The sequence below is a fragment of the Pseudomonas sp. DWRC2-2 genome (assembly GCF_049897885.1).
Taxonomy (GTDB): domain Bacteria; phylum Pseudomonadota; class Gammaproteobacteria; order Pseudomonadales; family Pseudomonadaceae; genus Aquipseudomonas; species Aquipseudomonas azotoformans_A.
Genome location: NZ_JAFCXD010000001.1, coordinates 1,605,894 through 1,631,084, shown reverse-complemented (window position 1 = coordinate 1,631,084; position 25,191 = coordinate 1,605,894). Strand labels below are relative to the sequence as shown.

General features: G+C 60.5%; 24 protein-coding genes, 2 tRNA genes and 1 pseudogene. 12 read left to right on the top strand and 15 right to left on the bottom strand.

Annotated features, from left to right (window positions below; genetic code table 11):
* Positions 1 to 230: 230 nt before the first annotated feature.
* Positions 231 to 307 (bottom strand) — tRNA-Met (locus ACP7EW_RS08005).
* Positions 308 to 515: 208 nt separating this feature from the next.
* Positions 516 to 592 (bottom strand) — tRNA-Met (locus tag ACP7EW_RS08000).
* Positions 593 to 871: 279 nt separating this feature from the next.
* Between ACP7EW_RS08000 and dinB the strand changes: the two genes are divergently transcribed.
* The gene (dinB, locus tag ACP7EW_RS07995) at positions 872 to 1,930 is read left to right on the top strand and encodes a DNA polymerase IV (RefSeq protein ID WP_314533891.1); all 1,059 of its coding nucleotides are present in this window, start codon (positions 872 to 874) and stop codon (positions 1,928 to 1,930) included.
* 132 nt (positions 1,931 to 2,062) lie between these two features.
* On the opposite strand, the gene ACP7EW_RS07990 is transcribed toward dinB, so the two are convergent.
* The 4 genes from ACP7EW_RS07990 to ACP7EW_RS07975 form a co-directional block, all read right to left on the bottom strand.
* Complete coding sequence (locus ACP7EW_RS07990) at positions 2,063 to 3,016, bottom strand: hypothetical protein (RefSeq protein WP_426216279.1); 954 nt, start codon at positions 3,014 to 3,016, stop codon at positions 2,063 to 2,065.
* 20 nt (positions 3,017 to 3,036) lie between these two features.
* Positions 3,037 to 4,752, bottom strand: a complete 1,716-nt coding sequence (locus ACP7EW_RS07985) for a proline--tRNA ligase (protein WP_016975522.1) — start codon at positions 4,750 to 4,752, stop codon at positions 3,037 to 3,039.
* A gap of 184 nt (positions 4,753 to 4,936) precedes the next feature.
* Positions 4,937 to 6,469 (bottom strand): AmpG family muropeptide MFS transporter, encoded by a 1,533-nt coding sequence (locus ACP7EW_RS07980; RefSeq protein ID WP_426216277.1) that lies wholly within the window; start codon positions 6,467 to 6,469, stop codon positions 4,937 to 4,939.
* A 43-nt stretch (positions 6,470 to 6,512) separates the two neighbouring features.
* Positions 6,513 to 6,875 carry an MGMT family protein gene (locus tag ACP7EW_RS07975; protein WP_177073944.1) on the bottom strand — a complete coding sequence of 121 codons (363 nt, stop codon included), beginning with the start codon at positions 6,873 to 6,875 and terminating at the stop codon, positions 6,513 to 6,515.
* A gap of 145 nt (positions 6,876 to 7,020) precedes the next feature.
* On the opposite strand from ACP7EW_RS07975, the gene ACP7EW_RS07970 reads away from it, so the two are divergent.
* From ACP7EW_RS07970 to groL, 5 genes are all read left to right on the top strand, one after another.
* Entirely contained in the window at positions 7,021 to 8,028 is a 1,008-nt protein-coding gene (locus tag ACP7EW_RS07970; RefSeq protein ID WP_426216275.1) for a DUF481 domain-containing protein, read from the top strand.
* Between the two features lie 115 nt (positions 8,029 to 8,143).
* A complete protein-coding gene (locus ACP7EW_RS07965; protein ID WP_269131912.1) occupies positions 8,144 to 8,875 on the top strand; it encodes a HugZ family protein in 732 nt (243 codons plus the stop codon).
* A gap of 66 nt (positions 8,876 to 8,941) precedes the next feature.
* A complete protein-coding gene (locus ACP7EW_RS07960; RefSeq protein ID WP_038848696.1) occupies positions 8,942 to 9,418 on the top strand; it encodes an FxsA family protein in 477 nt (158 codons plus the stop codon).
* A 247-nt stretch (positions 9,419 to 9,665) separates the two neighbouring features.
* Complete coding sequence (locus tag ACP7EW_RS07955) at positions 9,666 to 9,962, top strand: co-chaperone GroES (RefSeq protein WP_016975516.1); 297 nt, start codon at positions 9,666 to 9,668, stop codon at positions 9,960 to 9,962.
* Between the two features lie 50 nt (positions 9,963 to 10,012).
* Positions 10,013 to 11,659 (top strand): chaperonin GroEL, encoded by a 1,647-nt coding sequence (gene groL / locus ACP7EW_RS07950; protein WP_016975515.1) that lies wholly within the window; start codon positions 10,013 to 10,015, stop codon positions 11,657 to 11,659.
* A 75-nt stretch (positions 11,660 to 11,734) separates the two neighbouring features.
* Here the strand turns inward: groL and ACP7EW_RS07945 are convergent, their stop codons facing one another.
* The 3 genes from ACP7EW_RS07945 to ACP7EW_RS07935 form a co-directional block, all read right to left on the bottom strand.
* A complete protein-coding gene (locus ACP7EW_RS07945) occupies positions 11,735 to 11,977 on the bottom strand; it encodes a hypothetical protein (protein ID WP_426216272.1) in 243 nt (80 codons plus the stop codon).
* A gap of 119 nt (positions 11,978 to 12,096) precedes the next feature.
* Complete coding sequence (locus ACP7EW_RS07940; RefSeq protein ID WP_426216270.1) at positions 12,097 to 13,395, bottom strand: sensor histidine kinase; 1,299 nt, start codon at positions 13,393 to 13,395, stop codon at positions 12,097 to 12,099.
* Entirely contained in the window at positions 13,385 to 14,083 is a 699-nt protein-coding gene (locus tag ACP7EW_RS07935) for a response regulator (protein WP_426216268.1), read from the bottom strand. The genes ACP7EW_RS07940 and ACP7EW_RS07935 overlap by 11 nt, the downstream gene beginning before the upstream one ends.
* Positions 14,084 to 14,335: 252 nt before the next feature.
* On the opposite strand from ACP7EW_RS07935, the gene colR reads away from it, so the two are divergent.
* The 5 genes from colR (at position 14,336) to ACP7EW_RS07910 (ending at position 18,107) form a co-directional block, all read left to right on the top strand.
* Entirely contained in the window at positions 14,336 to 15,019 is a 684-nt protein-coding gene (gene colR, locus ACP7EW_RS07930; protein WP_003175870.1) for a two-component system response regulator ColR, read from the top strand.
* Positions 15,009 to 16,289 carry a sensor histidine kinase gene (locus ACP7EW_RS07925; protein ID WP_426216265.1) on the top strand — a complete coding sequence of 427 codons (1,281 nt, stop codon included), beginning with the start codon at positions 15,009 to 15,011 and terminating at the stop codon, positions 16,287 to 16,289. Before colR ends, ACP7EW_RS07925 begins: the two co-directional genes overlap by 11 nt.
* Positions 16,290 to 16,478: 189 nt before the next feature.
* Positions 16,479 to 17,159, top strand: coding sequence for a class I SAM-dependent methyltransferase (locus tag ACP7EW_RS07920; RefSeq protein WP_269131907.1), 681 nt, complete (start codon positions 16,479 to 16,481; stop codon positions 17,157 to 17,159).
* 4 nt (positions 17,160 to 17,163) lie between these two features.
* Complete coding sequence (locus tag ACP7EW_RS07915) at positions 17,164 to 17,883, top strand: lipopolysaccharide kinase InaA family protein (RefSeq protein ID WP_426216263.1); 720 nt, start codon at positions 17,164 to 17,166, stop codon at positions 17,881 to 17,883.
* Positions 17,880 to 18,107: a hypothetical protein gene (locus tag ACP7EW_RS07910; protein WP_028617789.1), complete on the top strand. Its 228-nt coding sequence runs from the start codon at positions 17,880 to 17,882 to the stop codon at positions 18,105 to 18,107. Before ACP7EW_RS07915 ends, ACP7EW_RS07910 begins: the two co-directional genes overlap by 4 nt.
* 64 nt (positions 18,108 to 18,171) lie before the next feature.
* On the opposite strand, the gene ACP7EW_RS07905 is transcribed toward ACP7EW_RS07910, so the two are convergent.
* The 3 genes from ACP7EW_RS07905 to ACP7EW_RS07895 are packed head-to-tail and all read right to left on the bottom strand — an operon-like array spanning position 18,172 to position 21,795.
* A complete protein-coding gene (locus ACP7EW_RS07905) occupies positions 18,172 to 19,269 on the bottom strand; it encodes a DUF1513 domain-containing protein (protein ID WP_426216413.1) in 1,098 nt (365 codons plus the stop codon).
* A gap of 2 nt (positions 19,270 to 19,271) precedes the next feature.
* Positions 19,272 to 20,336: an imelysin family protein gene (locus ACP7EW_RS07900; protein ID WP_016975505.1), complete on the bottom strand. Its 1,065-nt coding sequence runs from the start codon at positions 20,334 to 20,336 to the stop codon at positions 19,272 to 19,274.
* A gap of 31 nt (positions 20,337 to 20,367) precedes the next feature.
* Positions 20,368 to 21,795: a di-heme oxidoredictase family protein gene (locus tag ACP7EW_RS07895; protein ID WP_426216261.1), complete on the bottom strand. Its 1,428-nt coding sequence runs from the start codon at positions 21,793 to 21,795 to the stop codon at positions 20,368 to 20,370.
* Positions 21,796 to 21,934: 139 nt separating this feature from the next.
* Here ACP7EW_RS07895 and ACP7EW_RS07890 point away from each other — a divergent pair, with 139 nt between their 5' ends.
* Positions 21,935 to 22,498, top strand: a complete 564-nt coding sequence (locus ACP7EW_RS07890) for an NAD(P)H nitroreductase (protein WP_016975503.1) — start codon at positions 21,935 to 21,937, stop codon at positions 22,496 to 22,498.
* Here the strand turns inward: ACP7EW_RS07890 and ACP7EW_RS07885 are convergent.
* The 3 genes and pseudogenes from ACP7EW_RS07885 to ACP7EW_RS07875 form a co-directional block, all read right to left on the bottom strand.
* Positions 22,495 to 23,250 carry a methyl-accepting chemotaxis protein gene (locus tag ACP7EW_RS07885; RefSeq protein WP_370468593.1) on the bottom strand — a complete coding sequence of 252 codons (756 nt, stop codon included), beginning with the start codon at positions 23,248 to 23,250 and terminating at the stop codon, positions 22,495 to 22,497. The two genes, ACP7EW_RS07890 and ACP7EW_RS07885, sit on opposite strands and share 4 nt — an antisense overlap.
* Before the next feature lie 102 nt (positions 23,251 to 23,352).
* A pseudogene (locus ACP7EW_RS07880) lies at positions 23,353 to 24,492 on the bottom strand (HAMP domain-containing protein); the annotation flags it as partial.
* A gap of 280 nt (positions 24,493 to 24,772) precedes the next feature.
* Complete coding sequence (locus ACP7EW_RS07875) at positions 24,773 to 25,174, bottom strand: YbaN family protein (protein WP_426216259.1); 402 nt, start codon at positions 25,172 to 25,174, stop codon at positions 24,773 to 24,775.
* Positions 25,175 to 25,191: the final 17 nt, after the last annotated feature.

Sequence of the window (25,191 nt, the reverse complement as noted above, 5' to 3'; positions counted from 1 at the left end):
TACCAATCCCTATGGACAAAATAATTACAAATATTAACGCGTATCACCGGGTGCGGCGACTGCGGCCATTGGTCGTAGAGGGTAGCGCTTGAGCATTGAGCATAGCGTGCAATGAGATGGACTCTACAAACCGCGAGCGGTTTCATGAAAGATGCCATGCCATTGTTTCAGAAGAACTTTTTCACCGGATACAAAAAAGGCCACTCTTTCGAGTAGCCTTTTTTGATGTTTGGTTGCGGGAGCCGGATTTGAACCGACGACCTTCGGGTTATGAGCCCGACGAGCTACCAGACTGCTCCATCCCGCGTCTGTGGGCGGCATTCTACAGCCCAACGGCGGGGTGTCAACCGTTAATGGGCTCATGGGTCAAATAAGTGTGAATTTGTCGTTACACGTTGACCAAGGACGGTAAGTGCGCGACGAGTAAAGATTTTTTGTCTTACAATTTTCGTACAGGAAGGAAAAACGAGCAGGCACAAAAAAGGCCACTCTTTCGAGTAGCCTTTTTTGATGTTTGGTTGCGGGAGCCGGATTTGAACCGACGACCTTCGGGTTATGAGCCCGACGAGCTACCAGACTGCTCCATCCCGCGTCTGTGTGTCGGCATTCTACAGAGGAACGCGGGTGTGTCAACCCGTGAATCGAAGAAAAGCGCTTGTGGTTCAATCGGTTAGCTCTCCAACAAGGCCTCTTGATACCCCGCCAGCCCAGTCTGGCCGAGGGTTTCAGCTCTATCAGCAAGCCAAATTCGATTGAGAAAATAAATTTATCTGGGATTTTTCCTACCGCTCAAGCGGAAGAATCAAACTACTGGTGCTATATACAGGTGTGAATGCGATACTGGCCACCCGTAGGTACACACCCCGTTTATATGACGCAGCGCAAAATCATCCACGTCGACTGTGATTGCTTCTACGCCGCCATCGAGATGCGCGATGACCCGAGCCTGGCGCAAAAACCGCTGGCGGTAGGTGGCTCGGCCGACCGACGGGGGGTGATCGCCACTTGCAACTACGAGGCGCGGGCCTATGGCGTGCGCTCGGCCATGTCGTCACGTCACGCCTTGAAGCTGTGCCCGGACCTGACCATCGTCAAGCCGCGTATGGATGCTTATAAAGAAGCGTCGAAGGAAATCCAGACGATCTTTCGCGACTACACCGACCTGATCGAGCCGTTGTCGCTGGATGAAGCCTATCTGGACGTGTCCGACAGCCCACATTTCGGCGGCAGTGCCACGCGCATCGCCCAGGATATTCGCCGGCGTGTCTCCAACCAGTTGCACATTACCGTGTCCGCCGGCGTGGCGCCGAACAAGTTCCTGGCCAAGATCGCCAGCGACTGGAAAAAGCCCAACGGACTCTTTGTGATTACTCCCGACCAGGTCGAAGACTTCGTCTCGCAGTTGCGCGTGAGCAAGTTGCACGGTGTGGGCAAGGTCACGGCGGACAAGCTTGCGCGCCTGGGGATCGAAGACTGCCTGCAGTTGCGCGAGTGGAACAAGCTGGCGCTGGTGCGCGAATTCGGCAGTTTTGGCGAGCGGCTGTGGAGCCTGGCCCGTGGGATCGATGACCGCGTGGTGCAGAACGACAGTCGCCGCCAGTCGATCAGTGTGGAAAATACCTACGACGTGGATTTACCGGACCTCTCAAGTTGCCTGGCCAAGCTCCCTGAACTGATGGAAACCCTGGCCGGACGCATGGCGCGCATCGACAGCAGTTATCGGGCGGGCAAGCCGTTCGTTAAGGTGAAGTTTCATGACTTTACCCAGACCACCTTGGAGCAGGCGGGGGCAGGGCGGGATCTGGAGAGTTATCAACAGCTGCTGACGCAGGCGTTCAATCGCGGCGGGAAGCCGGTGCGGTTGCTGGGGATTGGGGTGCGGTTGCTGGACCTAAGCAGCGGTAATGAACAACTCGAATTTTCCTGGTAGAAACCGGGAGCACAAATGTGGGAGCGGGCTTGCTCGCGAATGCGTTGGTTCAGCCTACTCATGCGGTGACTGACACTCCGTATTCGCGAGCAAGCCCGCTCCCACATTTAGATCTTCAACAGGCTTTAGATCTCAGCGAGCGCCAGGATCTGCGACGAGTCGCCCCGCATCCTTGGTCAGCGCTTGCAGGAATTCCTGCTGCAACTCGGGATCATTGCGGGTCAGTTCGATCAGGCTTTGTTCCAGCTCACTGGCTTCTTCTTCCAGGCCCAGCTCAGACAGGCGCTTGACGCGGTGCACCCACTGGCTGACTTCGTCGTCTTCCAGGTCGTCGTAGATCAGGCCGTGGGCTTCCAGCAACTTGTTGCGCAAGGTGCTGCTGACCGCCAGCGTGGAGTCCGAATGTACGTCGTCCTGGCCATCTTCCACGCTGATCTTCAAGGTCGTGACGCGGTTCAGGTCCTGCTCGGCAAACGGGGTGTCCAACAGATTCAGGCGCAATACGCCGTTGCGGTCAGTGGTCAGCTCATGGACCTGCTTGCCGGCGGTGACTTGCACCGGGCGTTCGCTCCAGGGCAGGCTCGAATACTCCACACGCTTGTCGCGCTGGACTTCATCGATCCCCGCCAGGTTCTGTTGCGCACGGCCGTGGGACTGCACGTTCATGAACGGGTTGAGACCGTCCACGCCGTAGGTCAGCCAGTCACGCGTCACGCTGGTCGGCAGGTTGCCAAGGGCGAAGACGTTCACCACATTGGCGCCCGCGCCGGCCACCAGGGCTACGGCACCCAACGGCATCTCATAGAGTTTGCGCCAGGGCTGGTAGGGCGTGTAGCGGTCGTAACGACGGGTGACTTCGAACTCGGTGACCTCAAAGGTCTTCTGCTCGTGAATACGGACCCGGCGTTGCGGCAGTTCCAGCACTTTGGGTTCGCCTACATCGATCTGCAGGCTGTGGTCGAGCAACTTACGCTCGACCCGTTCCTCGTGCTCACTGCGTTGCGACATCTGGTTGGCGCAGCCGCTGACCAGCAGGGCACCGCACAAGGCGGCGCCCCCCAGGGCTCTGGTGTTTCGCTTGAACATGACTTCTCTTGATCTGGTTTTCAGCGACGAATACGCGCCTGAAGGAAAGACAGCACGTCAGCCACCGGCAACGGTTGGGCTTCGGCTTCGGTCCGGCTCTTGTATTCCAGATTGCCATCGGCCAGGCCGCGGTCACTGACCACGATCCGGTGCGGGATGCCAATCAGTTCCATGTCGGCGAACTTGATGCCTGGGCTGGTTTTCTTGTCCCGGTCATCCAGCAACACTTCAAAACCGGCGGCCGTCAGATCGGCATACAGTTTGTCGGTGGCTTCGCGTACTTGCTCGGTTTCATAACGCAGCGGTACCAGGGCGATCTGGAACGGCGCCAGGGTGTCGCTCCAGATGATGCCGTTCGCATCGTTGTTCTGCTCGATGGCAGCGGCCACCACGCGGGAGACGCCAATGCCGTAGCAACCCATTTCCAGGATCACCGGCTTGCCGTTCTCGCCCAGCACTTTGCAGTTCATCGCCTGGCTGTACTTGTTACCCAGCTGGAAGATGTGCCCGACTTCGATACCGCGCTTGATTTCCAGGGTGCCCTTGCCATCCGGGCTTGGGTCACCGGCCACGACGTTACGCAGGTCGGCCACGGTCGGAACCGGCAGGTCACGCTCCCAGTTCACGCCAAAGTAGTGCTTGTCGTCGATGTTCGCGCCGATGCCGAAGTCGCTCATCAGCTCGACTGAACGGTCGATGATGATTGGCAGCGGCAGGTTCAGCGGGCCGAGGGAACCCGCGCCAGCGCCAATGGCGTCACGCAGTTCGGCGTCGGTAGCCATGACCAGCGGGCTGGCCACGCCAGGTTGCTGGGCGGCCTTGATTTCGTTGAGTTCGTGGTCGCCACGGATCACCAGCGCAATCAGCTTGCCTTCTTCTTCGGCGCGCACGATCAGGGTCTTGATGGTCTTTTCAATCGGCAGATTGAATTTTTCCACCAGGGCCGCGATGGTCTTGGTCTCTGGCGTGTCCACCAGGCGCAGCTCTTCAGCCGGTGCTGGGCGGGAGGTTTCCCGTGGCACGGCTTCGGCTTTCTCGATGTTTGCCGCGTAGTCGGAGCCGTTGCTGAATACGATGTCGTCTTCGCCGGACTCGGCCAGCACGTGGAATTCGTGGGAGCCGGCGCCGCCGATGGAGCCGTTGTCCGCTTCAACCGGGCGGAATTTCAAGCCCAGGCGCGTGAACACGTTGCAGTAAGCGGTGTGCATGCGGTCGTAAGTGACCTGCAGCGACGCCTGGTCGGCGTGGAACGAATACGCGTCCTTCATGATGAATTCACGGCCGCGCATCAAACCGAAGCGTGGGCGGATTTCGTCACGGAATTTGGTCTGGATCTGATACAGGTTCAGCGGCAGCTGCTTGTAGCTGCTCAGCTCGTTGCGCATCAGGTCGGTGATCACTTCTTCGTGGGTCGGGCCGGCGCAGAAATCGCGGCCATGACGATCCTTGAAGCGCAGCAACTCAGGGCCGTACTCTTCCCAGCGCCCGGACTCCTGCCACAGTTCAGCCGGTTGGGTGCTCGGCATCAACACTTCCAGAGAGCCGGCAGCGTTCATTTCTTCACGAACGATGGCTTCGACCTTGCGCATCACCTTCAAGCCCATGGGCAGCCAGGTGTACAGGCCGGAGGCCAGTTTGCGGATCATGCCGGCGCGCAGCATCAGCTGATGGCTGATCACAACCGCGTCGGAAGGCGTTTCTTTCTGTGTGGCGAGCAAATATTGACTGGTACGCATGGTAGGCCGTTGTCGGTTGCTTGGACTTGAAATGACTCTGGATTGTACGGGCGCCGGCTGCTGGAGTACAGGCATCAGAATGCAGAGGGGTCTGTGGGAGCGGGCTTGCTCGCGAATGCGTAGGATCAGTCAACATCTCCAGCGACTGACACACCGCATTCGCGAGCAAGCCCGCTCCCACAGGTCAGTCTTCTGCCTGGGGAACCAACTTCGCCCGCCGATTCTCCTGAAACCAATGCAGCGCAATCAGCACCAGCGTCGGCACACCCAGCATGCAGGTGATCAGGAAGAAGTTGTGATAGCCAAACTTCTCCACCATCACCCCCGAATACCCACCGATCAGGCGCGGCAACAGCAGCATGATCGAGCTGAGCAACGCATATTGGGTGGCGGAGAACTTCAGGTTGGTCAGGCTCGAAAGGTAGGCCACGAATGCCGAGGTCGCCAGCCCTGAGCTGAAGTTATCCAGGGAAATGGTGAAGATCAGCATCTGCAGGTCCGGGCCCATGTCGGCGAGCATCACGAACAACAGGTTGGTGCCGGCCGAGGCTACGCCGCCAATGAACAGGATCGGCAGGATGCCGAAACGCACGATCAGCAGGCCGCCCATGCCGGCGCCGACCAGGGTCATGATCAGGCCGAAGATCTTGCTGACCCCGGCGATCTGGTCCTTGGTGAAGCCCTGGTCGATGTAGAACACGTTGGCCATCACGCCCATTACGGTGTCGGACATGCGATACGTGGCGATCAGCCCCAGCAGCAGCAACGCCTGCCAGCGGTAGCGCAGGATGAAGTCGTTGACCGGCGTCAGCACCGGCGCCAGACCACGGCGGCCCATGGCCGAGAGGCATAGGGCAGTGAGGGTGATATAGAGGATGGCGCGCAGGAACGCGCGGTCTTCCATCAGCAGGTCCCACAGGCTCATGCCATGGAACAGCACGCTTTCGAAATCGGTGTTGAACAGTTGGGTGAACATCGCCGGCACCGACACCAGCAACACGATCAGCACAAATACAGAGACCAGTTGGTGTACGAAGCTGTAGCGCCCAGCTTGCAGTTGAGTGCGCAGTGGCACATTCGGTTCGCGCATGAAGAACGTGGTCAGCAGCGCCGGGACCATCAGGACGCCGAACAGCACATAGGTGCCGGTCCAGGCCGAGTGTTTATAGTTGAAACCGGTGGAGCCGAAGCCTTCGGCAAAAAACAGCGCACCCGCCGTGGCGAGCAGGGCTGCAATGCGATAGCCGGACATGTAGCTGGCGGCCAGAGCAGCCTGGCGGCTGTCGTCGGCGATTTCCAGGCGGTAGGCGTCGACGGCGATGTCCTGGGTGGCGGACGCAAAGGCAACGATGACCGCGATAGCGATCAGCCAGGACAAGTGTTTCTGTGGGTCGCAAAAACCCATGCCGATCAATCCAAGGATTACCAGCGACTGGGCCAGCACCAGCCAGGAGCGACGGCGTCCGAGTTTGCCGAGCAGCGGCAGGCGCCACTGGTCGAGCAGCGGCGACCACACCCATTTAAAGGCATATGCCAAACCGATCAGGCTCGCATAGCCGATGGTCTCGCGGGCCACACCGGCTTCACGCAACCACACTGAAAGCGTCGAGAACACCAACATGTAAGGCAGGCCGGCGGCAAAGCCGAGCAACAACAGGACTAACGTCGAGGGGCTGGCATAGGCAGCGAGCGCGGCGCGCCAGGTTTTACGGGGCATGGGCTGGAGTCTGCCTCAGATTTGCGGAAACAAAGCGCGCACTCTAACCGCTGTGCTCTACCGGGCGCCAGCCATGGCGCTGAATATCAACGCGATTGTTCAGGATATTGACACCTTCATCGCGCAAACGCGCCCGCTGCTCGTCACCCGAGGCACTGCCCACCGGCAGACTTATCCGACCACCGGCACCCAGCACGCGGTGCCAGGGCAACTTGGTGTCTTCGGGGAGTTGGCTGAGGGTGCGTCCCACCCAACGCGCCGCACGGCCGAGGCCCGCCAAGTGGGCCAGCTCGCCGTAGCTCACCACGCAGCCTGCGGGCACTTGGGCCAGGGTCAGGTAGAGCGCGGTACGGCGCATTTCGGCGGGGCTTTGTGGCGTTTCAGCGGGTTGATTCACGGTGGGCATATCCATTGATACCGACGGCACAATTGTAGGAAAGGTCTGTAAGTGTGTTGATGAGAATTGAACTCAACTTAAATCCTTGAGTCAGTCCTAGCTATCTAACACGATAATCGCCCCTTTTCGCCAACCTTGAGCTCCCGATCCGCTTATGTTGTCCAGAACCCTGCTGTGCCTCGCTGTTTTCAGCGCCTCCACGCCCTTGCTCGCCGATACCGTCTGGTTGAAGAACGGTGACCGCCTGACCGGCAAGATCAAGGTCTTCGACGGTGGCAAGCTGCTGATCCAGACCGATTACGCAGGTGCCATCCCGGTGGACTGGAAGCAGGTGAAAACCCTGGAGAGTGATCAGGAGCTGCTGGTCAAGCAGGACGCCTACACCGGCGAGAAGGCCAAGTCGCTGAAAGCAGCGGATGATGGCAAGGTGGTGCTGGCCAATGGTGAAGCGCCCAAGACCGTCGATTTGGCCAGCATCCAACAGATCATCAAGCCCAAGCCGGTGATCGAAGACCTGGTGTGGAAAGGCAACGTGGACATGGCGCTGGACTATAAACGCGCCGACAAAGACACCAACGACTACGACATCGACTTCAAGACCACCGCCCGCCATGGCCAATGGCGTCACACCGGGCAGGGCGAGTACAACCGCGAGTTCCAGGATGATGTCACCACCACCGACAACTGGGCCCTGGAATACGACCTCGACCGCTTCCTGACCGAGCATTGGTTCTGGCAGGGCCGCTTGACCTACAAGCGCGACAAGGTTGAAGACCTGTCCCGCCAACGCACCGTCGGCACCGGCCCCGGCTATCAGTTCTGGGACGATGAACTCGGCGCGTTCTCCCTGGGCTCGCTGGTCAACCGCACTGACTATGAATACGCCGACGGCGGCAAGGACAACTTCTATTCCCTGGCCATGAAGTGGAACTACAACCGCTACCTGGTGGGCAAGACCGTCGAGTTCTTCACCAACGGCGAAGTGGGCAAGCCTATCGGCGGCCCGGCCGAATACTCGCTGGATGCAGAAATGGGCCTGCGCTACAAAGTCACCGAGTGGGCGTCGCTCAACCTCAAGGCCGAGCGCGACGTGATCAGCGGCGACTCCGACAGCAGCCTGAGCAAAACTCGCTACACCGCAGGCTTCGGCGTGGCCTGGTAACACGGGCGAACAAAACCTGCTTGGCAACCTTTGCCGATAATGATTACCTTGCGTTGAGATTCATTCCCATAGGCCCTATAGGCCGTGGGCGGCTGATTATCCGAGGAGTCATACGTTGAGCGCACAGGTTGCCAAGAACGCCCGAGAGCTGTTGCTCAAGGAATACCGTGGGGCTCTCTCCACACTGTCCAAAGCCATGCCTGGCTTCCCCTTCGGTTCGGTCGTGCCGTATTGCCTGGATGAGCAGGGCCGCCCGCTGATCCTGATCAGTCGCATTGCCCAGCACACTCACAACCTGCAGAAAGACCCCAAGTGCTCGCTGCTGGTGGGTGAGCGCGAGGCGGATGACGTGCAGGCCGTCGGGCGCCTGACCTACCTGGCCGAAGCCGAAAAACTGGAGGAGGGCGCTGCCATCGAGGCGGCTGCCGAGCGTTATTACCGCTACTTCCCCGATTCAGCCAACTATCACAAGGCCCACGATTTTGACTTCTGGGTACTCAAGCCGGTGCGTCACCGTTACATCGGCGGCTTTGGCGCGATTCATTGGGTCGACCAGCTGACATTGGCCAACCCGTTCGCGGGCAAGGCCGAGCGCAGCATGATCGAACACATGAACAGCGATCACACCAAGGCCATTGCCCATTACGTCGACCTCACCGGCCTGCCGACGTCCGAGCCTGCCCAGTTGGCCGGCATCGACAGCGAAGGCATGCACTTGCGTATAGGCCAATCCTTATATTGGTTGCCGTTTGCGGAGTCTTGCAACACGCCGACACAAGTACGCGAAGCCCTGGTTTCATTGGCTCACGCCGAGGTCTGGCCGAAAAAAGAAGCCGCTGACGCTTGAATTCACGAAACGGCGACGTCATCTAAGGTGGACTGGCAAGGCATTCTTGCGTTGAGGAACCATTTGATGCGCCCTTTTTTGTTGCTCTTTCTGCTGTTCCCGGTGTTGGAGCTGTTCGTATTCGTTCAAGTCAGCAGTGCGATCGGCTTTTTCCCGGCCCTGTTGCTGATCATTCTCGGCTCGATGCTCGGCGTCCTGGTGCTGCGCGTCGCCGGCCTGGCCACGGCGCTGCGTGCCCGTGAAAGCCTGAATCGCGGCGAACTGCCCGCCCAGACCATGCTCGAAGGCCTGATGATGGCCCTGGCCGGTGGCCTGTTGATCCTGCCGGGTTTCATCAGCGACGTGGTGGGCCTGGTGATGTTGCTGCCGTTCACCCGCAAACTGCTGGCCGGCAAGATGCGCCAGCGCGCCGAAGAGGCTGCGGTTCGCCAGCGTGCGTTCGCCGACGACCTGCAACCCCGTGGCGGTCCGGCCCCGCGCCAGCCGCTGGGGCGTGAAGGCGATGTGATCGAAGGCGAGTTCGAACACCGCGACAGCAAATAACCGCTTCACTGGCACGGCACCTCTGGGTGCCGTGTTGCTTTGAGCCGTCGGCACACGCAAAAAAATTACGCCGAGGCCCCTTGTAATAAGCTTATGCGCCCTTATGTAACGGTCACCGCAAGGTTTCTGGTGGCGACACCAGACAGACTTCCGCGTCTTGCTTGGCGAGGCGCGACCGGCTCAGCCGGAATACAACCCGCCGGTATTGACACCGGCCGATGAAAAACACAATTAGGAGAGATCGACAATGAGCAAGCTTCGTCCTCTGCACGACCGCGTCGTAATCCGTCGTAGCGAAGAAGAAAAGAAAACCGCTGGCGGTATCGTTCTGCCAGGTTCGGCTGCTGAAAAAGCCAACCACGGTGTGATCGTCGCTGCGGGTCCAGGCAAAACCCTGGAAAACGGTGAAGTGCGTGCTCTGGCCGTTAAAGTCGGTGACAAGGTTGTATTCGGCCCTTACTCCGGCAGCAACACTGTGAAAGTTGACGGCGAAGACCTGCTGGTCATGGCTGAGAACGAGATTCTCGCCGTACTGGAAGCGTAATTTCCCCGCTCATTTTCCCGTTACTCCAAAGTATTTAAGGATTATCGATCATGGCTGCTAAAGAAGTTAAATTCGGCGATTCCGCCCGCAAGAAAATGCTCACCGGTGTCAACATCCTGGCTGACGCAGTAAAAGCGACCCTGGGCCCGAAAGGCCGTAACGTGATCATCGAGAAGAGCTTCGGCGCTCCGACCATCACCAAGGACGGCGTTTCCGTAGCCAAAGAAATCGAACTGGAAGACCGTTTCGAAAACATGGGCGCGCAGCTGGTCAAAGACGTTGCCTCCCGTGCCAACGATGATGCAGGCGACGGTACTACCACCGCTACCGTTCTGGCTCAGTCGATCGTCAACGAAGGCCTGAAAGCCGTCGCTGCCGGCATGAACCCGATGGACCTGAAGCGCGGCATCGACAAGGCGACCATCGCTGTTGTTGCCGAGCTGAAAAACCTGTCCAAGCCTTGCGCTGACACCAAGGCTATCGCTCAGGTAGGCACCATCTCCGCCAACTCCGACAGCTCCATCGGCGACATCATTGCCGAAGCCATGGAAAAAGTCGGCAAAGAAGGCGTGATCACTGTTGAAGAAGGCACTGGCCTGGAAAACGAACTGTCGGTTGTAGAAGGCATGCAGTTCGACCGTGGCTACCTGTCCCCGTACTTCGTCAACAAGCCAGAAACCATGGTTGCCGAGCTGGAAAGCCCGCTGATCCTGCTGGTCGACAAAAAAATCTCCAACATCCGCGAAATGCTGCCAGTGCTGGAAGCCGTTGCCAAAGCCGGCCGCCCACTGCTGATCGTTTCCGAAGACGTTGAAGGCGAAGCCCTGGCGACGCTGGTAGTGAACAACATGCGTGGCATCGTGAAGGTTGCAGCCGTCAAGGCTCCAGGCTTCGGCGACCGTCGCAAGGCCATGCTGCAGGACATCGCTGTTCTGACTGGCGGTACCGTTATCTCCGAAGAGATCGGCCTGAGCCTGGAAAGCGCCACCCTGGAAAACCTGGGCAGTGCCAAGCGCGTGACCATCTCCAAAGAAAACACCATCATCGTTGACGGTGCTGGCGTAGAGCAGGACATCCAGGCTCGCATCACCCAGATCCGCGCCCAGGTTGCCGAGACTTCGTCCGACTACGACCGTGAAAAACTGCAAGAGCGCCTGGCCAAACTGTCCGGCGGCGTAGCAGTGATCAAGGTTGGCGCGGGTTCCGAAGTTGAAATGAAAGAGAAGAAAGCCCGCGTTGAAGACGCCCTGCACGCTACCCGTGCAGCCGTTGAAGAAGGCGTGGTACCTGGCGGTGGCGTTGCGCTGATCCGTGCTCTGGAAGCTCTGGTTGACCTCAAAGGCGACAATGCTGACCAGAACGTCGGTATCGCAGTTCTGCGTCGCGCCGTTGAATCCCCACTGCGCCAGATCGCTTCCAACAGCGGCGATGAGCCAAGTGTTGTGGTCAACGAAGTGAAGAACGGCAAAGGTAACTACGGTTACAACGCTGCAACCAGCGAATACGGCGACATGGTTGAGATGGGTATCCTGGACCCAACCAAAGTGACCCGTTCCGCGTTGCAGGCAGCTGCTTCGATCGCTGGTCTGCTGCTGACCACCGAAGTGGCCATCGCTGACAAGCCGAAGGCTGAAGGCTCGGCTGGCGGCGGTATGCCAGACATGGGCGGCATGGGTGGCATGGGCGGCATGATGTAAGCCAGCCTCACCCGGCTAACTGAAAAGCCCCGCCTGCAGTGATGCAGGCGGGGCTTTTTTGTGGGCGACTGTTGCTCAGCCAATCGCGCGTCGACGCAACAGCTTCTTGAATGTCATCCCGCGGGCCTGGGTGGGTTGGCCGATAAAGAGCACACGTGCAGCGGACCACGGTGCAGTCGTACTGTCGAGAGGCTCTTCGGCAGGCACATATGCGCTTGTGCGGGGTATGGGCCTCCCCCAGTGGCAGGCCAGCAGTGAACTGGCGGCGATACACAGCGATAGCATCAACGCGAGCAAATGCTTCTTGGGGGGACGCATGAACGGGCTCTCCAACCTGATCCAAAGGACAGGACCCAGGGCACAGGGCTAATCCTGGATCAGGTGGCGAGGTTACGGAGAATGCCAGCGGTTCACTGTCACAGGCTGTAACACGCGGGTTACTGGGGGCGTAGGGGCAGGATCAGGGTCAGGCGTGCACCGCCCAAAGGGCTGCGCGTAACGGACAGCTTGCCGCTATGCCATTGGGTCGCACGCCTGGCCAGCGCCAGGCCGAGGCCGAAGCCGCCGGGCTCATCGCCGCCCATGGCCAGTCGTACAAAGGGTTCGAATACCTTTTCGCGGTTTTCGGCAAGGATGCCAGGGCCGTCGTCGTCCACGTGCAGCACAAGATGGTGCTCATCCTGGCAGGCCGCGCTGACGCACACCTGTTCGCGGGCGTAGGTGACGGCATTGCTCAACAGGTTGCGTACGATCAAGTGCAATAAGGCGCGGTCGCCGATCAATTGCAGGTCCGCCGGCTCGGTGTCCAGGCTCAGGCGGCGTTGGTGCCCGTCGAGCAAGGCAAACTCCTGATGCAGCCAGTCGCGGATAGGGATGGGTTCATGTTGCAGGTCGGTGGGCGCACCGGCCATCCGGGCAAAGGTCAGGCTGGCGCGGACCAGGGCTTCGAGTTCTTCCACATCGGTTTGCAGGCGTTCCTGCAAGCGGGTACGGGTGAGTGAGTCGTCGCTTTTGCTCAGCAAGGTCAAGGCGAAACGCATCCGTGCCAAGGGTGTGCGCAGTTCGTGGGAAACAGCTTGGGACACCTCCCGGTGACGCTCGCTCATGGCCGTAATATCCTGCGCATGTTGTTGCACGGTTTGCAGCAGCGGCGTCCATTCCTTGCCCATGGCCGGCAGCATGGCGTTGGGCGTGCGAGCCAGGGTGCCCAGGCAGGCATTGAGTGCTTCCACTTCGGCGCGACGCTGGCGGCGAGCGCGCAGACCCAGCCACATCCACAGCACCAACGGCAGGCCAGCCACGCACGCGGTGATGCCATAGACCGGGAATTGCAGCAGGTCCTTGACCTCAGCCGTTCCCCACATCGGGCCGAACTGGATCAGGGTGGTGTCGTCGAGCGGAAAGTAGGTGATGTCTTCATCGCTGCTCTGCGCCGGTTGTTGGTGCTTGAGCATGATCAGGGCTTCGGGCGGCAGTTCGATCGCGTCCAGCTTGACCAGGCTGATCGGGTACTGGAAGCGCGCACGCAGCGCGTCCATGCGCGCTTCACGCTGCTCGGCCGGCAACGGCTTGAGCTGCTCCGCCACCAGGTAACCCGGCCCGGCCATCAAGCGCAAAAAGCTGTATTCACCGACAAACACCGAGGCATTCGCGCACAGCCACAACAGATAAAGCGTCAATGCGCCCCAGCTGGTGCCCGCCAGGATTGCCATCCATGGCCGCACGTTAGAGCGCATGCTGGGCGCCTTGCGGGATTTCGACAAACAGGTAGCCCTGGGCCGTGATGGTCTGGATGGTCACCGGGCAGTCCATGCTCATCAACTTCTTGCGCAGACGCGACACGCGCATGTCCACGGAACGATTGAGCCCGTCGTACTCCAGGCCACGCAGGCTTTGCAGAAGCTTTTCGCGGGTCAGCAGCACCCCGCAATGGCGGGCGAAGATCGTGAGCAACTCGAACTCGGCGATTGAGAACTGCAAGGGCACCTCATCGAGCCAGGCGAAGTGGTGGTTGAGGTCCATTCGAAACGTGCCCCACTGGTAATAAGCACGCGAGGCTTGCGGATGGCGACGCAGCAACGAACGGATACGGGCCAGCAACAGCAGTGGGTCGACGGGTTTAACCACATAGTCATCCGCGCCAACGTTGAACCCGGTCAGTTGCTCGGCGTTTTCGTCCAGCGCCGTCACCATCAGGATCAAGCCGGGGTAGTGGTCGCGGATCTGTCGGCACAGGGTAAAACCGTCGATGCCCGGCAACATCACATCCAGGATCAGCAACGCCGGCTGCTCATCACGGATGCGCTGGGTCGCGCGATCGCCGCGATGCTCCACCGACACGGTAAACCCTTCGGCGCGCAGAAACTCGGCGGTCAGTGCGGCCAGAGGGCGGTCATCTTCGATCAGCAGCAGGGTGTCGGACATGAAAGGGCGTCGTCGCCGGAGAATGGGCGCAAGTGTTACGCCCTTGAATAAGGGAGGCAAGGGGCGTTCGTTTGGCGCCCATTTTCGCAAGTGTCCTGTCGTTGGTTTGTGAAGCTATAGTGAAAATCTCGTTCAACTAAAATATCGGTTGAAAACCTTAATCGACGGGCCTTCCAGGTCTATCCCTGAGTCACAGTTGGCCTTAAGCTGCGCGAGCCAACACGGCCGTTACCGCGTACGGAGACACTGCCCATGCGAATTCTATTGGTTGAAGACAACCGCGATATTCTGGCCAACCTGGCCGATTACCTGGGGCTAAAAGGCTATACCGTGGACTGTGCGCAGGACGGTTTGTCGGGCCTGCACCTGGCCGCCACCGAGCATTACGACCTGATCGTGCTCGACATCATGCTGCCCGGCATCGATGGCTACACCCTGTGCAAACGCCTGCGTGAAGATGCGCGCCGCGACACACCGGTGATCATGCTCACCGCCCGCGACCAACTGGATGACCGGTTGCAGGGCTTCAAGTCTGGCGCCGATGACTACCTGCTCAAACCGTTTGCCCTGTCGGAACTGGCCGCGCGTATTGAAGCGGTGCTGCGCCGTGCCCAGGGTGGCGGGCGCCGAGCCCTGCAAGTGGGTGACCTGAGCTACGACCTCGACACCCTGGAAGTGACCCGCGAAGGCCGCCTGCTCAAGCTCAACCCAGTTGGCCTGAAACTGCTGGCGGTGCTGATGCAAAAGAGCCCGCACGTGTTGCGCCGCGAAATTCTCGAAGAAGCCCTGTGGGGCGACGACTGCCCGGACAGCGACAGCCTGCGCAGCCACGTCCACCAATTGCGCCAAGTGATCGACAAACCGTTCGCCAAGCCGCTGCTGCAAACGGTGCACGGCGTCGGTTATCGCCTGGCTGAGGGTCGAGATGGAGTTTAAGCAAAGCCTTGCCCAACGGATCATCATCGCCTTTGCGTTGATGAGTGCGTTGGTGGCGGGGGCCTTCGCCATGGGCATCGTCGCGACGGTGCACCTGGTGGAAGAGAAGTTGATCTCGGCGGGCCTGGGCGGTGACCTGCAGCGCTTGCTGCTGATGGACACGGTCGAAGACTGGCGGCACCGGCCCGAGCCGGATCAGCTGTTTTACTTCAGCGGTGGCCCTGGGGATTTTGAGTTGCCCAAGGATCTGCGTCACCTTGAGCCCGGCTTCCATGAAGTGTTCCGCGAAGCGTTGTCGTATCACGCCATGGTCGAAGTGGTCGACGGTCGGCGCTACGTGTTGCTGCAGGATCAAAGCGATTTTGAAGAGCGCGAGCGCGTGCTGTTTGCCGTGGTGCTGGTGGGTTTCGTCCTCAGCCTGGCGCTGGCGGTATTCCTCGGCTGGGTGCTGGCGCGCAAAGTGATGGCGCCGGTTGTGCGGCTGGCCCGTCAGGTGCGTCACCGTGACCAACTGCTGGGCCTGGCGCCGCCGTTGGCACCGGATTACGCGGCGGATGAAGTGGGTGAACTGGCCGTGGCCTTCGATGCCACCCTGGGACGCCTGCGTCAGGCGCTGTCCCGTGAGCAGTTGTTCACCAGTGATGTCAGCCACGAATTGCGCACACCGTTAATGGTATTGGCCAGCTCCTGCGAGCTGCTGCTGGAAAACCCGGCCATCGACCAGCGTGGGCGCAACCAGGTGCTGCGTATCGCCCGGGCCTGCGAAGAGATGCGCGAACTGGTACAGACCTTCCTGATGCTGGCCCGTGCCGAACACGACGACGGCACCATGTCGCCCCAGGTCAGCCTGGAGCAAGTGGCCGATGACCTGCTCGGTATCTGGCGTGACCCCATCGAGCGCAAGGGCCTGGCGTTGATCTATCAGCCGGGCAACCCCCTGGACACCCGGTACAATGCGACGTTCTTGCACGCTGTCATGGGAAACCTGCTGCGCAATGCGTTGCATTACACCGAACACGGCTTTATCCGCCTGACCCTGGAGCCCAGTGGGTTTGTAGTGGAAGACTCCGGCGTGGGGATTCCCGAAGACAAGCGCGAAGCGATGTTCGAGCCGTTCGTGCGTGGCAACGAGAAACGTGGTGACGGCCTCGGCCTGGGTTTGTCATTGGTTCAACGCATCTGCGAGAACCAGGGCTGGACCGTGAGCCTCAGCACCATGGAGCCCAATGGCTGCCGCTTTCATGTGCAACTGAGTCAGGTCAACGCCTGACTCCACCCTCTGCCGCTATCCTGCCAGAGATCACCGTCATTCGGCGAAGATGGCCCCATGCCATTGCTTGTGTCTGTAAAGTCTTGAAATGTATGGGGATTGGACAGGACAAGTTTTTCACAACGGGTTGACCTGTTGATCACAGACTGCTGCTTAAGGTTGTAGGCATCAGCAACTGGAGATCCGTTGATGTCTACCCCGACCAAACTCGAATTTTCCGAAAAGTACGACGACGAACACGCCCAAGAGTATTTGCTCAAGCATCAGGACAATCTGGCCCGCCGGTTGTCCCACAAACGCGACGAGCAATTGGCCCGTGGCGCGCTGGCGATGGCCGGTGAGCCTGGCCTGGTGCTGGACTTGCCGTGCGGTGCCGGGCGTTTCTGGCCGCTGCTGGCCGAAAAGCCCAACCGCGTCATCATTGGCGCCGACAACTCGGCGTCGATGTTGAAGGTGGCAACGGTCGCCCAGCCCGCCGATGTGGTGAAACGGGTACGACCCTTGCAGACGTCAGCGTTTGATATCGATCTGCCGGATAACTCGGTCGACAGCATTTTTTGCATGCGCCTGTTGCACCACATTGGTGATCCGGCGCACCGACTGGCGATATTGCGGGAGTTTCAGCGCGTTACCCGTGACAGCGTGATCGTTTCGCTGTGGGTCGATGGCAATTTCAAAGCCTGGAAACGCAAGCGTCTCGAAGAGCAGCGTCGCAAAAAAGGTGAGCAGGAAGGTTACCAAAATAGATTTGTGTTACCGGCTGCTACTGTTGAAGCAGAATTCGAAGAAGCCGGTTTCCGTGTTCAGGAGTCCCTGGACTTCATTCCGCTCTACGCCATGTGGCGAGTGTATGTATTGCGCAAGAGGTAACAGGATGGCAGTTGAGTGCGTAGCAGGCAGTCATGTAGCGCCCCAAGAACGCTTTGATTATTTCTGGCGCCAGCAAGGCGAGTGGGTCGAAGAACCCAACCGTCGGCGTGGGGGTGAAAGTGGTGTGCAACGCGTGATGAGCGCCAATGGACGCTTGCTCTACAGCAAGCGCCAGACCGGGCATATCTACCGCAGTTGGTTGCACCCGTTTGGCCGTCCCACTGTGTTGCGTGAGCGGGATGCCATCAAGGGCCTGCGCCTGTTGGATGTACGCGTACCCGAGATGGTTTTTTGCGCGGCGCGCCGCGACCCTGAGCACCGCTGGCAGGCACTGTTAGTGACCGCCGCTCTGGACGGCTTCGACGAAATTGAAAACTGGTACGCCGCCGGCGGCCGTGAACAGTACGGCGAACTGGTGCATGAGCGCGTGCTCAAGGAGCTTGCTGGCACCTTGGCGCGTATGCACCGTGGGCGCTGGCAGCATGGCTGCCTGTACATCAAGCACATTTTTGTAAGGGTGACCGGCCAGGGCGACTCGGCCAACGTCGAGGTGGCGCTGCTGGATTTCGAAAAATGCCGTCAGCGCTTGACCGCTTATCGGGCCGCTTCCCATGACATGCTGCAACTGCGCCGCCATTCGTCGTGGAACGACACGGACTGGAAGAAACTCAGCTACTTTTACGAGACGGCGTTTGGCAGCGCTATCAAGGGTTTAACCAGATGAAGCTAGAAATAGCACGAGGTTTGTTTCTGGTCGGGGCGTTGGGCGTTGCAGCCTTGGCGCTGGCGGCCTGGGAACAGCCTCGCACACAGGTGCTCAGTGCAACGCAGGGTGGCGCGCAATGCCTGTTGCCGCGTGTCGCCAAGGCGAGCACCGCAGCCAAGCCTGATCATGAGTTGTTGCTGTTCATGTTTGGCATGTCTCAAGGAATGAGGCCACAGAGTTGAAACGATTCAAACCCCCAGGAAAGGGCCTTGCGATGCGAGGCCCTTTTTTTTGCTGTGCGCCAGCTCAGATCAGATGCAAGTGGTTATCCCAGAGCCCGGCGGGCAATTCCAACGGCTTTGCCACCAACGGTTTCTGACGACAATCGTAGAACCGGCAACGACCTTGGCCCGAGGTCACGACAAAACCATCCTCGACGGCGCCGACACCGGCACAGTCGGGCAGTGGCCCATCCAGGCGCAGCTCGCCACTGTCCATGTTCCAGATAAAGAAGCGGTTGCCCCGTGGAGCGGTCAACGCCACCAGGCGCAACTCGCTGTGCACCGCGACGCTGGCGGTGTAGTGCCCCATGGCCTGCAACTGCTCATCAGCCACCGGGAACGCCACGAAGGGTTGGCCCGGCCGCTTGATTGCCAGCAACTCGGAACGCTCCTGTGACGCGCCCATGAACTGCTGCCCGGTGAGGATGGTGCCATCGCTGGCGATCCCCATATGGCGCACGCTGTTCATCTGCTGGTTCAGGGTTTCCTTGCTGATCAGGCTGCCGTCGCGGTGCATCAGCACCAGGCTTGGTTCCATGGCGTTGAGGTTCATTTCCACGCGGCTTTCGGCTTCGGTGCGAATGCCGCCGTTGGCCACCACCAGGGTTTCGCCGTCGGGCATCCACGACACCTGATGCGGGCCGATGCCGTGGGTGGACATCTCGCCGGTATGCACCAGCCGCTCGCCTTCGAACTTATACACACCGAGCAGGCCACGGCCGGGGTCGGTCGTGTCGTTCTCGGTGGCGTACAGCCAGTCGCCACTCTTGTGAATGACCGCGTGGCCATAGAAATGGCGATTCGCCTTGGAAGTGATGGTTTGCAGCAGCGTGCCATCGCGCAGGTCGATCAGGTAACTCTCGGTGCCTGGGCGACGGGCGACAAACAGTGCAATCGGCAGCGTCGGGTGGTTGATGATGTCGTGGCAGCGCTGGCCGACCTGGGTGGCAAACACCGGCTTGCCGTCCAGGCGATAGCCCACGGCATAGTGCTTGCCGTCTGCATCATCCCGCGCCGAGAGCAGCAGCGGGCGCTTGTCTTTCCCTTTGAACAGCGTCCAGCCGCCCAACGTGAGCGCACTGAGCAGTACGCTGCCAACCGCCAAAGCCTGTCGCCTGAGCATCATCAGTCACCGTCGTTGGCGTTAAAGCCCAGTTGGATCCCCAGCGCCTTGGCCAGCTCGCCTTCGTGCAGGCGGTGGACGACGTTGAGGCTGTCGTAGATATCGTTGAGCTGCTGGCGCCCGGCGTCATCGGCCAGCAGTTCATTGAGGGTGCGCTGGTTGCTGGCGAACAGTTTCAGCGACGCGGCGTAGGCGGCGTCGATCTTGTCGGCTAACGGCTTCTGCTCGGACGGCAGCAGGCCACGCAGGCCTTTGTTGTCGACGCCGACCCATACGGTCTGGGCGGCGGCGAGGCTGGCTTCGAGGCTTTGCAGGGACGACTGGCTGCGCCATGCATCGGCCTGGAAGGGCTGCGGGATGCCCTTGGTCTGGCGGCCCATTGGCGTGCCGAGTTTTTTCTTCAGAGTGTCCAGTGCGGTCACTTGGACGCGCAGCAGATCGGCAATGGCTTCGTGGGAATCGGCGTAGCGCTGGTTCGGAAACTTGGTCATCTGTGCCAGCATGCCGTCGGTGCTGTTCCAGCTGGCCAGGATCTCTTCGGCCAGGGCCTTCTGACGGTCGCCGATGGCCACCAGCAGCGGGCAGTAACGGGCTTTTTGCGCGTCGTCGGCGATGTCGGTCTTGGCGTCGTAGAGGATGTATTCATAGGCTGAGAGGCCTTGCACCACCACACTGGATTTGGCCAGGGCGGCGCCATCGATCTGCGGCTGGCTGGCGACCAGTTGCTCGACCTGGCGACCGACCAGGTTCTTCTTGTCTGGCCAGAACTGCACCTGCCACGAACGGTTGCCTTCGGCCAGCGGGCCGATCAACAGCGGTTGCAGCTCGGCCCAGGCCTTTTGCGCATGCAGGAAGTCGGCACGCGCGGTGTCCAGGCTCTCTTTGCCTTGGCAGTAGGCCAGGGCGCTGACGGCCAGTTGGCGGTCGGCTTCGACCCAGCGGCTGTAGGTCGGCAGGATCACTTGCTTGGCGATGGCCGCCGAGGTCACCGCTTGCGGGTCTTGCGGCGAGCAGGCGCCGAGGGCAAGGGCGGCCAGGCTGGTGAACAACAACTTGGGACGGAACATGTCGAGCTCCCTTCTGTAATTGGGGCGAAGCTTATAAAGAATTCAGGAACGCCAGCAACGCAGCGCGCTGCTCGGCATTAAAGGACAACACATGCTGCTGCGCCGCGTGTGCTTCACCGCCGTGCCACAGCACGGCCTCCAGCAGGTTGCGGGCGCGGCCGTCATGCAAGAACTGGGTGTGGCCACTCACGGTTTGTGTCAGGCCAATGCCCCACAACGGCGGCGTACGCCAGTCGCGGCCACCGGCCTTGAATTCGCTGCGGTTGTCGGCCAGGCCTTCGCCCATGTCGTGCAACAACAGGTCGCTGTACGGACGAATCACTTGGTTGGCCAGCTCAGGTTCAGCGGCATTGGCCGCCGTGGTGAACGCGGGTTTGTGGCAACCCTGGCAACCGGCCTGGTAGAACAGGTTCTTACCGGCCAGCACCTGCGGCGTGTTGACGCCACGGCGCGCCGGCACGGCGAGGTTGCGGGTGTAGAACAGCACCAGGCGCAGGATGTTGTCGCTGACTTCCGGCTCGCCATCGGGGCCATTGCCGTTGGGGGCCTGCTTGCAGGCGACTTGGGCATCGGTGCAGTCATCGAAGGGTCTCAAAGAGGTGGTGAGGCCCATATCACCAGAAAACGCGTGAACATTTTGTTGATTGAGGTTGGGTTGCCCGGCTTTCCAGCCAAAACGCCCGAGTACGGTTTTTTGCTGGGCGTCGTCCCAGACCCAATTGGCGCGGCCGACGATGGCTTCTTTGTCGGCGGTCTTCGGGTCGGTATTGCGCAGGATATCGGCGTCGCTGATGGCTTCGAGCAGGCCCAGGCCGATCATGGGTGGGGCGATGCGTGCGGAGAAGCGTGTATCCGGATGCATCGGGCCGTAGCCGAGCTGGGTGATCTGCAGGTCCGGCTTACGCAACTCGACCACCGTGCCGTCCTTGAGCGTCACGTTGACCGGTGTGTAGTCGACCCGCACTTTGCCTTCCGGCAGCACGCCCGGCACAGCCATGTCCTGCAATTGACCGCCGTAGACCGGCTCGGGCACCACGCCGACCTGTTCGATGAGCTTGGCATAGGGCGCCGCATCCGGAATCGACAGGCGCACCAGCATCGACACCGCATTCGGTGCGTCGGGCAACGGCGGGTGCCCACGGCCATCCTTGATATGGCAGTTCTGGCAGGCATTGGTGTTGAACAGCGGGCCAAGTCCATCACGCGCGGTGGTGGTGGACGGCGCGATCACCCAGGGGCTGCGAAAGAAGCTGTTACCCACGCTGAAATCCAGGCGGCGGGTGGGCGACAGGTTGGCCGAGGGCAGGGAAAACGCGTTCTGGTCGCGCTTGTTCACCGTCGCAGCACCGCCCGCACGTGATTCACCCGGCTCAGCCTTGGTGAACCTGGGCGCGTCATCGCAGGCGGCCAGGCTCAAGGCCAGCACGGCTGCGGACAGGCGAAAAAGCGAACGGAACATCGAGTTTCCCGGACGAAGGCAAAAAATAAGGTCGCAAAGTCTAACAGGGCGGGGCGCAATGAATAAGAGCAATTATCGTTTGGTCGAATCCGATTCATTCCCGCTAGAATGGCCGCACATTTTTCTCTGGAGGTGGCCAATGCAGGCTCTCGACGCTTTGCTCAACCGTGTTTCCGTGCCGCGTCTGCTGGAACCGGCACCGACCCAGGAGCAGCGCGACGTGCTGTTCGCCGCCGCCATGCGCGCGCCTGACCACGGCCAATTGCGCCCTTGGCGCTTCCTCACCGTTGAAGGTGCCGCCCGTGAGCAAATGGGCACGCTGTTGGCCGAGGCTGCGCGCCTGCAAGACGCCGATGCGCCACAAGCCGCCATCGACAAGGCCCAGAACGGTCCATTGCGCGCGCCGTTGGTGGTGGTGGTGATTGCCCGTTTGCAGGAACACTTCAAGGTGCCGAAATCCGAGCAATTGCTGGCAGCCGCCTGTGCGGCCCACGGCATCCTGCTGGCGGCGTATGCCCAGGGGATTGGCGCCGTGTGGCGCACGGGTGAACTGTCCTATTCGGCCCACGTCGCCAAAGGCCTGGGGCTGACGGCAGACGAGGAAGTGATTGGCTTCCTCTACCTGGGCACGCCGCAGAATCCACCGCGCACAGCGCCCAAGGAAGATGTGGCGGCGTTTGTCAGTGCCTGGACCGGCGTTTAAACCCTGAACTGATCCATCAGCTTCATCTGCTGGCTGGCCAACGCATTCAGTTGGCTGCTGATGGCCGCCGACTCGGTGGCCTGGCCGGTGAGGGTTTCGGTCACGGTGCGGATCGCCGAGACGTTGCGGTTGACCTCTTCGGCCACGGCGCTCTGTTGTTCGGCGGCGCTGGCAATTTGCAGGTTCATGTCGCTGATCACAGTCACCGCATCGCTGATCTTGCCCAAGGCCTGCACCGCTTGATGGATCTGCCCGGCATTGCTCTGGGCCTGGCTCTGGCTTGAGTGCATGGTCGCCACCACGCCACGGGTGCCGCTCTGGATGCGTTCGATCACCAGGCGGATTTCCTCCACGGAGTCCTGGGTGCGCTTGGCCAGGTTGCGCACTTCGTCGGCCACCACCGCAAAACCACGTCCGCTTTCTCCGGCGCGTGCCGCTTCGATGGCGGCGTTCAGCGCCAGCAGGTTGGTCTGCTCGGCGATGCTGCGGATCACTTCCAGCACCGAACCAATCTGCTCGCTGTTGACCGCCAAGGCTTCGACTTCGCCCACGGCCTTGCTGACTTCTTCGGCCAGGGTGGTGATGTCGCGAGTGCTCTGCTCGATGATCGACATGCCTTCGCGCGCCGACTGATCCGCCCCGCGTGCCGCGCTGGCGGCATTGGAGGCGCTGTTGGCGACGTCGTGGGCAGTGGCACTCATCTCGTTGGAGGCCGTAGCCACTTGGTCGATTTCGCGGAACTGCACTTGCATGCCTTCGCTGGTCTGGCGGGCGATGGCGGAGGACTGATCGGCGGTGCCACGGGCTTCGGTGATGCTTTGCTTGATCCGGGCGATGGTCGGTTGCAGCTTGTCGAGGAAGCGGTTGAACCAGTTGACCAGTTCACCCAACTCGTCCTTCTTGGCGTAAGCCAGGCGTTGAGTCAGGTCGCCGTCGCCGCTGGCGATATCTTTGAGCATGGCGGCCACGCTGTTGATTGGGCGAGTGACGCCGGTGGCGGTCAGCCAGATCAGCAGCAGGCCCAGCAGCGCGGCGGCAGCGCCGACCAGCAAGGCCTTGAGTGTGCCGGCGGCCTGGGCTTTGTCGAGCACGTCTTGCAGCTTCAAGGTGTCAGCCAGCATCACGTTCTTGGGTAGCTTGATCACCACGCCCCAGGATTTCGCGTCCGCAATCGGCTTGACCGGGTGAACGGCGCGGATAGTGTCCTCCTGCTCGCGGATCATGGGCGAGTCGCCGGCCAGCAACTGCACGATTTCCTTGCCTTCGGCGCCGAGGGTGTCGATCAGGTTTTTGCCAACCTTGTCCGGTTGGCCGCTGTAGGCCGCGATCAGGCCGGTGCTGGACAGGATCTCCAGATGCGCCGCGCCGTCGAACAGTTCTTTTTGCGCCGCGTCCGTCACGGCCTGCAGGGTGTTGAGGGCGATGTCGATACCCACCACGCCGATGACTTTGCCGTCCACGATCAGCGGCAAGGCGATGGTGGTCATCAGCATCTGCTTGCCGGCCACTTCATCGGCGTAGGGATCCAGCAGGCAAACCTTGCGCGTGTCCCGTGGGCAGGTGTACCAGATGTTGTAGGGCGTGCCGCTGAGGTTGGGGGTGGTCTTGGTCAAGTCTTCCTCGACCATGATGGTGTTCAGGCCTTCACCGCCGGCGCGGCTCCAGTAGCTGGAGAAACGGCCTTTTTCGTTGGACACGCGGGCCTTGTCGTCGACGAATTCGCTGTCCTTGCCATCCAGTCCATTGGGCTCGAACGACAGCCAGATACCCAGCACCTTGCTGTTGCGCTCGAAGGTGGTCTTGAGGCTCAGGTTGAGTTCTTCCCGCAAGGCGCCAGGCTCCAGTGAACGCTTGGCGGCCAGGGCGCGCAGGTCCTTGACCTGGTCGGCAAGGGCCGTCACCACCAACAGGTTTTCGCCAAAGGTTTTCTGCAACTGCACGGCCTGTTCGGCGGCTTTGGATTGCAGCAGGTTCTGCACGCTGTTGGTGAGCATTCGCGAGCTTGAAGCGCTGATCAGATGGTCGTTCTGGTCGGTTTCGTAGAGGTTGATGCTGATGATCAGCGCGATCACCCCCAACAGGCAAAGGCCTGACAGCAGCACGATTTTCAAGCGAATGGAGAGGGTGTCGAACATAGGTTCACTCACGAATGGACTTGTTGGAAAGCACGCAGTGCAGGCCAAGTCCATTCAGCGCTATGTCTGAAACATCGGCGTCATGAATCAATTCATGAGAGAGAGGCGATGAGCGGTAGGAAAAACCCTACACGCGCCGTTATACGGGCGTTGCAAGCCGTTCCGGGCGTGACCATATCCACAGGTTGCCCAGGCTCATTCCGGCGATTGCGAGGTAGATCGGCCAGCCATGGTCGAGCATCACCAGCATCAGGATGGCGCACAGCAGCATGCTCACCGTGGCACTGACTTTGGCCCGGCGGGCGATGATCTTGCCGTTGCGCCAGTTGAACAGGATGGGCCCGAACAGCCGATGGTTTTCCAGCCAGGCGCTGAGGCGCGGCGAGCTTTTGGTGGCGGCCCAGGCGGCGAGCAGGATGAATTCGGTGGTGGGCAAACCCGGCACGACAATCGCCACCAGCCCGATGCCCAGGCTGACGTAGGCCAGCAGGCCGAAGAGGATCCGGGCGATTTTCGAGGTGGATTGGGTTTTGCCGGTCATGGGAGCGATTTACAGAG